The organism is Ruminococcus hominis (assembly GCF_014287355.1).
Classification (GTDB): Bacteria; Bacillota; Clostridia; order Lachnospirales; family Lachnospiraceae; genus Schaedlerella; species Schaedlerella hominis.
In genome coordinates, this window is record NZ_JACOPE010000001.1 from 3075566 (window position 1) to 3089162 (window position 13597).

Consider the following 13597-nt stretch of genomic DNA (forward strand, 5'->3'; position numbering starts at 1 on the left):
CCTATTATTTGCTCAGACTTTCACTGCTGCAAACCATTCATTCTCTGCTTCCTGCTCAATATAAAGCCCTGGATTCTTTTTCAACAATACTGATAAATCGCTCGGTCCTTTCACTGTCACCGCGATTTTAAGCTGTCCGTCAATCTCCGCAATACGTAGAAAAACGGATTGAAGTTCATCTATTAATTCTTCTATCACCCATTCAAAAAAATCATAACATTTTAAAATACTGTCATCCCCAAGCGATTTTATCGTTGGATCAATATAAAAGGTTCCTTTGATATCGCAAAGCTTTAAACTATCACACGACTCTGTCAGACTTCTTTTTAAATCTTCCGCCGTTAACTTTGCCTGTTTTTCTTTCTGCGACAAAATCAAATTCTTTCGACGCTTCATATATGTTCCGACTACCACAATTTTTCTGAGAAGCTTATCATAAATCTCTTCTGAATCTGTCTTCTGAAGCTCATCCAGATAATAATCTAATAAATAAATCTGATGCTTTGTCTGATTCTGTATTAAATTAAATAAACGATTCTTCTCTTCAATTGCTTTTTTCTTCGCTTTCTTTTCATATGCAATCTGTAATAACCGGTTTCTTTCAGTCAATTCCACTTGGAGCTCTTCTAATTCTTTATACTGATCCAATACCGGTGATATATCTTCCGCCCAAAATGCATGACCTCCCCGCAAAGAAATATGCTTAATCTGAATGCCGTGTTCCAGCATCAATGGTGCATATTTTGCGTCATGTCTCATCTGATCTGTAATATTAGGAAATTCTCCTGAACGATACCATACCTTCCATCTGTCATCTGTAATCTCTGCTGAAATTCCTCCTGCCGCCTGAAATAATTCCGTATACCTGATATTTGTCTCAATTAATCCGCAGTAAATACAGCTTTGATAAATTGCTGACATCAACAGGCAGCAAACCACTGTCATGTCACCGAAATAATTCCTTATAACAGATATTCCAATAACATTACCAAAACTCCAGATAAGAAGCAAAGCTTCTGGAAAAAACGGAAGCCAGATTCTTCTTTTATTTGGAATTTTACTTTTTTTAATCAAAATCACTTCCATTGCAATCAGACAGGAAATTACCCAAATTTGGACAGCAAAGAAAACCGGGCCCTGCTGATACTTTGCATCTGAGAATGGCTTTTCGCCTGCAAAAGAAAATACAAGCTGATGAAAATCATTTGTAATAACTAAAAGAGCTAATAAAATTGCTGTAAGCACAAGAGCTAATGTGCGCACCCTTGTATTCTTCTCCTCCTCTTCTCCCATCAATATTGCTGCATTGAGTCCTAGCGTCGGAATCATCGTACATGGAATATAATACAAATACCAACACATTCTCCTACTAAATACTTCCATTAAAATATGATATTTTATACTTCGCAAAAAAATCCAAAAAACCATCAGGCAGGCAATCTCAACAAGACATCTTCTGATTTTGTAATTTACTACCCTCTTTTGCAAATAAATCCCCCATGCTATATATATACCCAGATACAGACAGGTACAGCTCTGATCTAATATTATATTTTCGATATCCGATGTCTTTTTCACATAGCGGCAAAACAATGCTGCCACCACACATACGAAAACCGCTATGTAGGATACTCTTCTCTTTTTTGAATATGACATTCTATCACTTTCCCCAAATATATCACATTTCCAACTAATTTTTATAATGAACCTTATTTTTTCAGTTTTTTACTTTTTTCATAATCTTTTAGTTCATCTATCGCTTCATCTGCCAGTAAATATAAGAATACTACATTGAATATTGTCATTAACCCAATTCCGACATCCCCAAGATCCCATACAAATGTATATGCTGCAATACCTCCGATGAACAACATGATAAGTGCGAGTACTTTATAGGCTGTCTGCCAGCACCATTTGTCTCCAAATAAATAGGCGACATTACTGCGGGCATAAAATAAAATTCCAAGAAATGTTGAAAAGCTAAATAAAAATAATGTAACTGCGATAAATATAACACCGAATCTTCCCAGGTGATATCCCATTGCTGTCTGTAGCAATTCCATACCGGTCAAGCCTTCTGTCAATTCCTGTGGAGCCAGAAGCATAATCATTGCTGTACATGTACAAATGATAATGGTATCCACAAATACACCAAGTGCCTGAACTAATCCTGCCTGTGCCGGTCTGTGACAATCTGCTGCTGCAGCTGCACATGGAGCTGAACCGGAACCGGCTTCATTTGAGAACAATCCTCTTTTCACACCGTTCATAATAACTGCACCGAGCCCTCCTGCTGCTGCCTGACGAAGTCCAAATGCTTCTTCAAATATTCTTGCAAATACTGCCGGAACATGTCCTATATTTGTTATGATAATAAATAATGTGATTGCAAAATAGCATACCGCCATAACCGGGACCATAAAATCCAATACCTTAACCGTAGCATTTTTTCGTAATACAATTACTGCTGCTACCGCAACAAGAATAATTGTTGTATATAACGGCGGAATATCAAATGCATTCTGGAACGAAGAAGCTACTGAATTACTGATTACCTGACTGATTCCACACCAGCAGACCAGACCTGAAATAGCAAACAATACTGCCCAGATTACTTTTTTATGTTTCTTCCCTGTTTTTGCTTCTACACAATCATGGATATAATATGCCGGTCCTCCACGAAATCCGCCATACAATGGATCTTTCTGCTTATGAAGCTGTGCCAGCGTTGCCTCTGCAAATGCTGTACACGAACCGATCAAAGCCATAAGCCACATCCAGAAGACGGATCCGGCTCCTCCGACCGATATTGCCGCTACAACACCGACAAGATTTCCCATTCCTACTCTGGTTGCTGTAGATACCAGCAATGTCTGAAATGTCGATAAACTTGATTTTTCTTCTTTTTTCTCTACAAGAGCTCTCACCATATCCGGCATCAGTCGGATTGATAAAAATTTTGTGCGGATTGTAAAGTAAATTCCTGTTGGAATCAACAATATAATAAGTAATGAAATTCCAATACTGCTTCCTCCGGGCAATGGAATGTGAAGCAAATCTCCCCACAAAAAACTATAGATTTTTTCAATTAAAGCAACTATCATTTTATTCTCCTCTGCTATGTTTTGCCAATTATTTTGACATTCATACCTTTCTTCACCGTTTCCCCTACGGATTCTTATTCATTATACCAACTTAACACATTAAACCGGTAAAATCAATCCATCCTTTTATTGATTTTTCTTATATTTTCTGATATTATATTTTTTGTATGTTTCGCTGGTGAATTTTTACAAATCACAGCGATTTTTTATTTTTTTAACTTTGCTTAGCAGAATTTTGTTTCTATTTAGGAAGAGAGGATTTTTTATGTTACATACTATTGAAACTGTCAACTCTGCCGTAAACAACTTTATCTGGGGTGTTCCGGCTATGATCTGCATTATCGGTGTGGGTCTTTATCTAAGTATCCGAACCCGCTTTTTGCAGATTCGCAAATTTCCATATGCCATTAAAACAACAATTGGTCGTATTTTCCGGAAAAGAGATGCCAGTGATGGTGCGATCACGCCATTCCAGGCTGTCTGTACCGCACTTGCCGCCACTGTCGGAACCGGTAATATTGCCGGTGTCGCAGGAGCTATTGCAATCGGAGGTCCCGGAGCAGTCTTCTGGATGTGGATTTCTGCGATTCTCGGAATGTGTACAAAATTCACCGAAGTAACACTGGCGGTCCATTTCCGCGAAACAAATGAAAACGGAGAACTTGTCGGCGGTCCTATGTACTATATCAAAAATGGTCTTGGCAAAAACTGGCAGTGGCTTGCCGTTTTGTTTTCAGCATTTGGAGTCCTTACCGTATTTGGAACCGGTAATGCGACGCAGGTCAACACAATTACGACTGCCATCGATTCTGCTCTGCTGAATTATCACATCATTTCACAGGATATGATTTCACAGGCAAACCTCATTCAGGGTATCATTCTTACACTTTTAGTCGGAATGGTTCTTCTCGGCGGTGTAAAACGAATTGGAAAAGTAACCGAAAAACTTGTGCCATTTATGGCATTATTCTATATTCTCCTCGCCCTCGGCGTTATTTTCCTGAATATAGAAAATGTCCCTGCTGTATTTGCTTCCATCTTTGAGGGGGCATTTAACCCACGCTCCGTAACAGGAGGAATCGTTGGAAGTGCATTTATGACATTGAAAAAAGGGGTTTCCCGCGGAATCTTCTCAAACGAAGCCGGACTTGGTACAGGTTCCATCGCACACGCTTGTGCAGACACTCAGAAACCTGTCAAACAAGGTTTCTTCGGAGTATTTGAAGTATTTACCGACACCATTGTCATTTGCACACTGACAGCACTTGTAATCCTTTGCAGCGGCGTACCGATTGCATATGGCGAGGCTGCCGGAGCAGAGCTTACAATCCTTGGTTTCACGTCCACATACGGAAACTGGGTATCTATATTTACGGCTGTTTCCATGTGCTGTTTTGCATTTTCTACAATTATCGGATGGGGATTATATGGAGCTCGCTGCATTGAATTTATTTTCTCTGCAAAGGTCATCAAACCTTTTATGATCGTATATTCTCTTGTTGCAATGATTGGTGCTACTATGGATCTTGGACTTGTATGGAATATCGCAGATACCTTCAATGGTCTGATGGCAATTCCAAACTTAATCGCACTGTTCTTGTTATCCGGAACGGTCTTCAAGCTTGTAAATGAATATAAAGAATTTGACTAAACATCACGAAAAGCCCTGTTAACATCCGTTAACGAGGGCTTTTCTCTTGTATTTTTTTACTTTTTCGAATCACATTTACAATCGTTCCAACTAAAAAGATTGCCAGGGCGATCATCCCTGCAATTTCCAATGTCTGCGCAAAGTAAAATGCACATTTTGCCTGATTTCCTGCCACCAGATAATAAACGATCCGATACATTCCCGCTCCCGGTACTGTCGGAAGTATTCCCGGAATAAGAAATATTGTAACCGGTGCGCGAAATCCTTTCGCAAAAATATGTGACAATATTGTAATTGCTAATGCGGAAAAAAATGCTGCAAGTACTGCATCTGTCTTGACAATATTAAGACAGAACAAATAAACAGTTCCTCCCACCGCTCCGATCACACCGGCTAAAGGAAGATATTTTTTCGGACATTCAATAATGATTGCGAAGCATACAATTGCAATAAATGATCCAATTGCACCACCTAAAAGTCTCATCACAGAACAACACCTCCTGTCCCCATAATTCCGGTTGCCGCCATTGCCAGTGCAACTCCTAATGCCACAGATACCGCACACAGAAATGCTTCCAGAATCCTTGCACAACCTGACAAATAGTCCCCCTGAAGGGTGTCACGTATTGCAGTTGTGATCGCAACTCCCGGAACAAGTGGCATAATACCACTGATGATTACCGTATCCATATTCATAGCCGGAAACTGCCTCTTCAAAAAAATAGCCATCAGTGCCAATCCAAAAGATGACAAAACATCTTGTATAAACCCTTGTATCTTTAATTTCTTTCCTATTGTCACAATTAGTGCAAGCACTGCCCCTGCCGCGGACGCACCGGCCACCTCCAGCCATCCTCCGTTAAATAATGGAGCAAATCCTCCGCAGATACAGACTGTCGCAATATTATATATAGCTCTTCGATACTGTTTTGTTTCAATCTGTTGCAATTCCTTGTAAGCTTCTTCCAGTGAGATTTTTCCCTCACAAAATCGTCTGGAAATATCATTTGCGATAGCGATCCGATTCAAATTATTTCCTCTGGATTCCACTCTCCGAATTACTGTGATCGTTTCCATATCCGGATTATCTATCGTTGCCACAATTCCAGTCATCAACACGATCGTATCTACATTTTCCACATGAGCCATATTCAGGATATGGCGGATCGTATCCTCTACACGATACGCTTCCGCTCCACTTTTCAACATAATCTCCCCTGCAAGAATTGCTGTATTCATCAACAACTTATAATCCATTTTCGTTCCTCATCTTATATTTTACGGAGTGAATGTCCCACACTCACTCCGTCTTTTACTTTCTTATTCTGTTCTGTCCTTCTCCACAGACGTTGCACAGTATATTACCCATGCAAGAAATACAATTGCAAATATCATCCAGCCAACAAAAATTCCTGTTCCCATATCTTTAAATTTATCATAATACCCCTTCAGATAAATAACAATGATAATTGCCGGAATTCCGTAGTTTACATAACCACGAAGTGTTTTTGGAAACTTCATACCACTTCCTGTATTAACCTCTTTAATAAATGCATCCCATCCCCAGCCGTTCTTTCTTGTACAGAATAATACATAGCCAAGACTTCCCAGTGGAAGCAGATTATTAGATACAATAAAATCTTCCAGGTCCATGATTGTGCTTCCCTCACCAAGAAGCTGCACACCTGACCAGACATTAAATCCAAGCACACATGGAATACTTAAAATGATAATCAACGCTGCACATACAAGCACGCTCTTCTTTCTTCTCCAGCCAAGCAGTTCCATATTGAACATAACCAGATTTTCAAACACAGCAATGATTGTTGACAATGCTGCAAATGTCAGGAATAAGAAGAATAAGAATGCCCAGATTCTTCCGCCACTCATCTGTGCAAAAATATTTGGCAATGTTATAAAGATAAGACTCGGACCTGCTCCCGGCTCGATTCCGTATGCAAAACATGCCGGAATGATAATAAATCCTGCTGTCAGGGCAACAAATGTATCAAGAAACATAATATTTACTGCCTCGCCGGTCAGACTTCTGGACTGATCTAGATAGCTTCCAAAAATCAACATCGCACCAATACCGATCGACAATGTGAAAAACGCCTGGCTCAATGCTGCAAATACCACATTACCGATTCCACTTTCCACCATCTTATGGAAATCAGGGATTAAATAAAAACGGATTCCCTCTCCGGCACCTGCCATTGTCACAGAACGAATGGCAAGAACTACCATAATCAGAATCAACGCCGTCATCATCACTTTTGTAACACGCTCAATACCATTATTTAACCCAAACATACATACTGCAAAGCCAATCACACAAATCAGAATTGTCCAAAACAACATCGTCGGTACATCTGTAAGCATCTGAGAAAATTGTGTTGAAATATTATCAGAAGATGCATTCACAAAACTGCCTCGAATCCCCTTGTAACAATAATACATCAACCATCCACCAACAGTTGTATAGAACATCATCAACATATAACATCCGATGATTCCAATAAATTTTAATGGGGTCCATTTCCCATTTTTCGACTGTAGTTCATCAAAACTAAGTGCAACACTCTTTCGACTGCCTCTTCCGACCGCAAATTCACATACCAGTACCGGAATTCCCAAAATAATTAAAAACAACAAATATATTAAAATAAATGCCGCCCCTCCATATGCACCGCAAATGTAAGGGAATTTCCAGACATTACCGATTCCGATAGCACATCCGGCAGACACCAGAATAAATCCCAATCGGGAACCAAATGACTCTCTTTTCATATATACCTCCAAAAACTCTCAAATGTTTTCATGCTTTACCAGTTTAACACAAAAACAGCAGAAATTTCAATGCTATGCTGTTTTTATACCGCATATCTTTGAAATCTCTGCTGTTTTTTAATTCAATTCTTGAAACAAACCTTTTAATGTCGGGTAAATCTGTCTGAATTTCTGATAACGCTCTTCATATTTTGCTACCAGTTCTGCATCCGGTTCCACCGTATCTACAATTTTCACAAGCTTCTCTGTTGCTTCTTCAACGCTTGCAAATTCTTTGCAGCCTACCGCTGCCAAAATCGCTCCGCCATATCCAGGACCTTCTTCGCTTTCAATGACATCCACCTTCAAATTCATTACATTTGCAACAATCTTTTTCCAAAGCGGACTCTTTGCTCCGCCTCCGCAAATTTTTGTACGCTCAATCTGGATTCCAAGACTTCTCGCCACTTCCAAAGAATCACGTAACCCAAATGCAACACCTTCCAGAACTGCCTGTGTCATATCCTCTCTTGTTGTATCCATTGTCATTCCGATAAATGTTGCTCTTGCCTTTGGATCATTGTGCGGTGAACGCTCTCCCATCAAATATGGAAGATAAAACACCTTGTTTTCTCCAAGTTTACGAATCTGTTCCTGCTCTTTTGCATATTCTTTTGTCTTCAGAATCTCATCCATCCACCATTTATTACAAGATGCCGCACTTAGCATACATCCCATCAAATGATAGTAACCATCTGCATGGTCGAATGAATGTAAGGCGTTATGTTCATCTACCCCGAATTTCTTGCTGGAAATAAAAATGGTTCCTGATGTTCCAAGAGAAATATTACATCTTCCTTCTCCAACCGTTCCTGTTCCAACCGCCGCTGCTGCATTATCTCCTGCTCCTGCAATCACTTTCACACTCGACGGGATTCCAAGCTCTTCTGCAATCTCTGGTTTCACATTTCCGACCACTTCATAACTCTCATATAGTGTCGGAAGCTGTTCCTCTTTTACATTACAGATTTCCAACATCTCTTTTGACCAGCATTTGTGCTCTACATCAAGTAACAACATACCGGATGCATCTGAATAGTCTGTGCAGTGAACACCGCTTAACACATATGCAAGATAATCTTTTGGTAACATAATCTTGTTGATCTTTGCAAAATTCTCCGGTTCCTGTTCTTTCAGCCAAAGAATCTTCGGTGCTGTAAATCCTGCAAATGCAATGTTTGCCGTATATTTTGAAAGCTTATCCTTTCCGATCACTTCGTTCAGATAATCTGTCTCTTTTGTTGTTCTTCCATCATTCCATAAAATTGCCGGACGGATCACTTCATCATTCTCATCTAACACAACCAGTCCGTGCATCTGTCCGCCAAAGCTGATTCCTGCAATCTGGCTCTTGTCCGCGTCTGCGATCAATTCTTTGATCCCTGCCAGTGACTGCTCTTTCCAGTCCTGCGGATTCTGTTCCGACCAGCCCGGATGTGGAAAACTAAGCGGATATTCTTTTGAAACAATATTATGAATTTTTCCCTTTTCATCCATCAACAATAACTTTACTGCCGATGTTCCAAGATCTACTCCTATATATAACATAATCTAAAAATCCTTTCTTTACCTAAACGCTTAGCAAGGTCTTTTCGAGCTTAGCGTTTAGGTATACCTCGGCATCAGACGAGGGCTTTTCGAGTCGATGTCCAAGCGTGTTTCCGCACCATTTATATCCTATGCCCAAGGATTCTCTGTTGGGTAGCGTACTCCTGCCGGCTGATTATATCCGATTTCTTCTACCGGCACACCAATATATTTGAATACTTCAAATAATGCTTTTCCGTAGTTACCGAATGCAACTGCTCCGTGATGTGGGAAATTCTTCTCAATCAGTACATGACGATAAAATCTTCCCATTTCCGGAATCGCAAATACACCGATTGCTCCAAATGAACGGCTTGCTACAGGAAGTACTTCACCCTGAGCTATGTATGCACGAAGTTTGTTATCTGATGTACTCTGCAGGCGATAGAATGTAATATTTCCAGGCACAATATCTCCTTCCAATGTTCCCTGTGTCACTTCTTCCGGCAATGCTCTCGCCATAATAAGCTGATATCTCATTTCACAGAACGATAATTTACTTGATGCTGTGTTTCCACAATGGAATCCCATAAATGTATCTTTGTGCGTGTAAGGGAATTTTCCTTCAATATCTTCTTTGTACATATCTGCAGGCACGTTGTTGTTAATATCAAGCAATGTAACTGTGTCCTGACTTACAACGGTTCCTATGAATTCACTCAATGCTCCGTAAATATCAACCTCGCAGGATACAGGGATTCCCTGTGCTGTCAGACGGCTGTTTACATAACATGGTACAAAACCAAACTGTGTCTGGAATGCAGGCCAGCATTTTCCTGCAATCGCAACATATTTACGATATCCTCTGTGTTCCTTAATCCAGTCTTTTAATGTCAATTCATACTGTGCAAGCTTTGGAAGAACTTCCGGTTTTTTATTACCTTCTCCAAGCTCTTCTTCCATCTCTTTTACGATTGCAGGGATTCTCTCGTCTCCTTCATGTTTGTTGAATGCCTCAAACAAATCAAGTTCTGAATTTTCTTCAATCTCAACACCAAGATTATATAACTGCTGGATTGGAGCATTACATGCAAGGAAATTCAGCGGACGTGGTCCAAAGCTGATAATCTTCAAATCATTTAATCCGATGATCGCACGTGCGATTGGACGGAACTCAGCAATCATGTCAGCACACTCTTCTGCTGTTCCGATTGGATACTCCGGAATATATGCTTTGATATTTCTCAATTTCAAATTATAACTTGCATTGAGCATTCCACAGTAAGCATCTCCTCTTCCCTGAATCAGATTGTCTCCTGTCTCCTCTGCTGCTGCAACAAACATCTTTGGTCCTTCAAAATGTTTTGCAAGTAATGTCTCTGCAATCTCCGGTCCAAAGTTTCCAAGATATACAACCAACGCATTACATCCTTGGGCTTTAATATCTTCCAATGCCTGTACCATATGGATTTCACTCTCTACGATGCAGATTGGACATTCGTAAATGTCAGCCTCTCCATATTTTGCTTTATACGCATTCATAAGTGCTGCTCTTCTATTTACAGATAAGCTCTCCGGGAAACAATCTCTACTTACTGCTACAACTCCGATTTTCAATTCTGGCATATTACTCATCTTTTATACCAACCTTTCTTTTTGTTTTATATCTGTTATATTTTCTCATTATTTTCGTTCCTGGTTTCATTCGCCATACAAATAGCCGGCGGTTTTCCACACACTCCGTGAATCTCAAACAAGTTATTCACTTACAATGTGATATTTTCACCTTGTAATCCACAAAATGCACCTTCGATTCCTGCTTCTTCATGTGCGATCAGCCATTTATTCTTTGCTGTAATCAGCTTATCTTCCCCATTCTCTCCAATAGGAAATGTAAGCTCTGTATTCGTTCCAGCTGGAAGAACTACAACACAACGGAATCCGCCTTCTACTGCCGTACATGGTGCATAATGCAATGTTGTTGCATACATTTCCACTACTGTCCCAGCCGGAACATAAAATGCTTCTACAAGAGAAGTATCATATGTAAAATCCTCTTTTACATCCTGCTGTGAACCAAGCAATAAAATCATATCTGTAACTGCAATATTAATCTCTGATGAGCGGTGATACTCCAATGCATTTAACTTGTTATTATCGCCGTTGCAATACCCTATCTGAATCGGCAATCCACCATAAGCACGATTCTGGAATGCTTCTGCTTCCGGAAGTGCTTCCATCTCTTCTACAGATGGCACATATATGACCTCTTTCGGAAGTGGGGTATGCTCCATTTCTTTTAAGATTCTGTCGATTGAATACCCTTCCAGAACCCGTCCATATTTTCCAAATGACGCATCTGTAATTTTCTGTATCTCCATGATTTTGGTTCCTCCTTACCTAAACGCTTTGCGAGGTCTTTTCGAGCTTAGCGTTTAGGTACACTTCGGCATCAGACGAGGTCTTTTCGAGTCGATGTCCGAATGTGTTTCCTTACCTAAACGCTTCGCGAAGTCTTTTTGAGCTTAGCGTTTAGGTACACTTCGGCATCAGACGAGGTCTTTTCGAGTCGATGTCCGAATGTGTTTCCTTACCTAAACGCTTCGCGAAGTCTTTTTGAGCTTAGCGTTTAGGTACACTTCGGCATCAGACGAGGTCTTTTCGAGTCGATGTCCGAAAGTGTTTCCTTACCTAAACGCTTTGCGATCTCCTGTACTTTCAATATAACAAGATTTTGCAGCTTCTTCGACCAAATACTTATCCAATGTATGGCACTTTTTTGTCTTTTTTGTGTTTTAGTCACGATATTGTCCATGCGTAAAATTGTTATTTAGTTCACGACAATTCCAAGCAAGAAAAAGACTATGCACTCCTGCTCAGCTTCGTCGGGCAAGCCCGACTCCAATTCGCTAGATTGCATAGTCTTTTTCTTACTTTGTGTCGTATCGTAATTAAGGATTTACTTTTCTGGGATCTGATGCATCTATATCCTGGGTTTATTTGCTGTTGCAGATGCTTTTTTGACAACTGATGTATCTGCAAGACCTGATATTCACTGTTGCAGATGCTTTTTTTGAGATTGATGTATCTGCAACTTGCTTTTCTTCGAACTTGCAGATACTTTTAAGCCTGCCTATCATGTACAATTGTATCTACATCTTGCCTTTTCTGGGATTTAAAGATACTCCCTTCGCAAATTTTGCATCTACATCCCACGTTTTTGATAACGTGCAGATGCTCTCCATCAAAATTTTGCATCTTCAATGCTCTAAAATCCACTATCGCAGATATTGTCGCTCAATATCCTTTGTTGCTATTTACTTCACAACTTGAGTCAATACATTACTTGCAAAAAATTGATATAAGAAATTCGAGCGAATATGAAATGGGCGCTGGTGACACTTAGAGCGTAAATTTTTGCGTTAATGAATTTGAACGAACGTGTTTGAAGCTGCGTAGCAGCAAATTTGAGTTCAAATTCATTTGCTTTTAGCAAAAATTTACGCTCTTATGTGTCTCCCGCTCATAGAATCTGAGCAAGAATTCTTATATCAATTTTTTGTAAGGAACGTATTGCCACTTAGTGAACTAAATAGCAATTTCACACAAGGCCCCTATATCCTCATCACTCACGAATCCTCTCGAAATCCTGCCCTGCGATACTCACTCGGCAGCACTCCATACTTCTTCCGAAACGCCTTCGCCAGTGCTTTACTGTTCGGAAACCCATTGTTCAACGCAATCTCACTAATCGTATGCTCCGTGTTCGTCAGCTCCTGATATGCATACTGCACCCGGATACTCTGCAGATAACTCTTATAATTGATTCCTGCATATTTCTGGAACATTCTTGACAAATAAGTCGGCGAATAACCAAAGATTTCGGCCAGTGTTTCCAATGAAAGTTCTTCTGTATAATGATCTTTTATGTATGCAGTGATGGTTGATAATCGTGTCAGTTTCTTGTTTCGCTTTAACATGTCCTGGTCGACATCCAGCTCACGATATTTTGTAACTAACAAATAGAGAAGCATGTAATAATAGCTTTTCACCTTCATCTCATATCCACTTTGTTTGCCAAGATATGCGTCGTACATTTTCCAGATCAACTCCATGACCTTCTCATCTTGCACGGTAGAATCATGTGTAAAGCGAATGAACTGCTCGCCTGTAAAATAATCTTCAAAAGTTTTTAATGGCATTTGAAGAACAACTGTCTGATTCTTCTCTTGCGCATCAATAGAATGTATCTCATTAGAATTGACAAGCATGAATTCTCCAGCCTCAAGCGGATGTTTCTCTTCATTGATATAAAAAGTTAATCCACCCTCATATACTGCAAATATCTCAATCGAGCGATGCCAATGTTTATCTCTGAAATAATTTCCCTGACTTCCTTCAAACAAAAACATTTTAAATGGTAAATCTTCATTTGGTACAATCAATTCATGGCTATACTTTTCCGTATTATTCAACCTTATCTACC

The 13597-nt window shown here is 39.8% G+C and carries 10 protein-coding genes; 1 reads left to right on the forward strand and 9 read right to left on the reverse strand.

Annotated features, from left to right (window positions below; translation table 11 throughout):
- Positions 1-12: 12 nt before the first annotated feature.
- Both H8S40_RS14000 and H8S40_RS14005 read right to left on the reverse strand, forming a co-directional pair.
- Entirely contained in the window at positions 13-1656 is a 1644-nt protein-coding gene (locus H8S40_RS14000; protein WP_186865444.1) for a histidine kinase N-terminal 7TM domain-containing protein, read from the reverse strand.
- Between the two features lie 53 nt (positions 1657-1709).
- Positions 1710-3104 (reverse strand): alanine/glycine:cation symporter family protein, encoded by a 1395-nt coding sequence (locus H8S40_RS14005; RefSeq protein ID WP_186865445.1) that lies wholly within the window; start codon positions 3102-3104, stop codon positions 1710-1712.
- A gap of 265 nt (positions 3105-3369) precedes the next feature.
- Here H8S40_RS14005 and H8S40_RS14010 point away from each other — a divergent pair, with 265 nt between their 5' ends.
- Entirely contained in the window at positions 3370-4755 is a 1386-nt protein-coding gene (locus H8S40_RS14010; RefSeq protein ID WP_186865446.1) for an alanine/glycine:cation symporter family protein, read from the forward strand.
- Between the two features lie 28 nt (positions 4756-4783).
- Here the strand turns inward: H8S40_RS14010 and H8S40_RS14015 are convergent, their stop codons facing one another.
- The 7 genes from H8S40_RS14015 to H8S40_RS14045 form a co-directional block, all read right to left on the reverse strand.
- Positions 4784-5239, reverse strand: a complete 456-nt coding sequence (locus tag H8S40_RS14015; protein WP_022074948.1) for a threonine/serine exporter family protein — start codon at positions 5237-5239, stop codon at positions 4784-4786.
- Positions 5239-6012: a threonine/serine exporter family protein gene (locus tag H8S40_RS14020; RefSeq protein WP_117990012.1), complete on the reverse strand. Its 774-nt coding sequence runs from the start codon at positions 6010-6012 to the stop codon at positions 5239-5241. The genes H8S40_RS14015 and H8S40_RS14020 overlap by 1 nt, the downstream gene beginning before the upstream one ends.
- Positions 6013-6075: 63 nt before the next feature.
- Positions 6076-7545: a sodium-dependent transporter gene (locus tag H8S40_RS14025; protein ID WP_186865447.1), complete on the reverse strand. Its 1470-nt coding sequence runs from the start codon at positions 7543-7545 to the stop codon at positions 6076-6078.
- Positions 7546-7662: 117 nt separating this feature from the next.
- Positions 7663-9132 carry a xylulokinase gene (gene xylB, locus H8S40_RS14030; protein WP_118737614.1) on the reverse strand — a complete coding sequence of 490 codons (1470 nt, stop codon included), beginning with the start codon at positions 9130-9132 and terminating at the stop codon, positions 7663-7665.
- 129 nt (positions 9133-9261) lie between these two features.
- On the reverse strand, positions 9262-10746 hold the full coding sequence (locus H8S40_RS14035; protein ID WP_117990009.1) for an L-fucose/L-arabinose isomerase family protein: 1485 nt from the start codon (positions 10744-10746) through the stop codon (positions 9262-9264).
- Positions 10747-10877: 131 nt separating this feature from the next.
- Positions 10878-11492 (reverse strand): DUF4867 family protein, encoded by a 615-nt coding sequence (locus H8S40_RS14040; protein WP_186865448.1) that lies wholly within the window; start codon positions 11490-11492, stop codon positions 10878-10880.
- A 1248-nt stretch (positions 11493-12740) separates the two neighbouring features.
- The gene (locus H8S40_RS14045; protein ID WP_366482589.1) at positions 12741-13586 is read right to left on the reverse strand and encodes an AraC family transcriptional regulator; all 846 of its coding nucleotides are present in this window, start codon (positions 13584-13586) and stop codon (positions 12741-12743) included.
- Positions 13587-13597: the final 11 nt, after the last annotated feature.

What these genes read in the sequence shown, in the direction of transcription:
- H8S40_RS14040 (WP_186865448.1), bottom strand. Translation starts at nt 11,492, where the DNA reads ATGGAGATACAGAAAATTACAGATGCGTCATTTGGAAAATATGGACGG.
- H8S40_RS14000 (WP_186865444.1), bottom strand. Translation starts at nt 1,656, where the DNA reads ATGTCATATTCAAAAAAGAGAAGAGTATCCTACATAGCGGTTTTCGTA.
- H8S40_RS14035 (WP_117990009.1), bottom strand. Translation starts at nt 10,746, where the DNA reads ATGAGTAATATGCCAGAATTGAAAATCGGAGTTGTAGCAGTAAGTAGA.
- H8S40_RS14020 (WP_117990012.1), bottom strand. Translation starts at nt 6,012, where the DNA reads ATGGATTATAAGTTGTTGATGAATACAGCAATTCTTGCAGGGGAGATT.
- H8S40_RS14015 (WP_022074948.1), bottom strand. Translation starts at nt 5,239, where the DNA reads ATGAGACTTTTAGGTGGTGCAATTGGATCATTTATTGCAATTGTATGC.
- H8S40_RS14005 (WP_186865445.1), bottom strand. Translation starts at nt 3,104, where the DNA reads ATGATAGTTGCTTTAATTGAAAAAATCTATAGTTTTTTGTGGGGAGAT.
- H8S40_RS14025 (WP_186865447.1), bottom strand. Translation starts at nt 7,545, where the DNA reads ATGAAAAGAGAGTCATTTGGTTCCCGATTGGGATTTATTCTGGTGTCT.
- H8S40_RS14010 (WP_186865446.1), top strand. Translation starts at nt 3,370, where the DNA reads ATGTTACATACTATTGAAACTGTCAACTCTGCCGTAAACAACTTTATC.
- xylB (WP_118737614.1), bottom strand. Translation starts at nt 9,132, where the DNA reads ATGTTATATATAGGAGTAGATCTTGGAACATCGGCAGTAAAGTTATTG.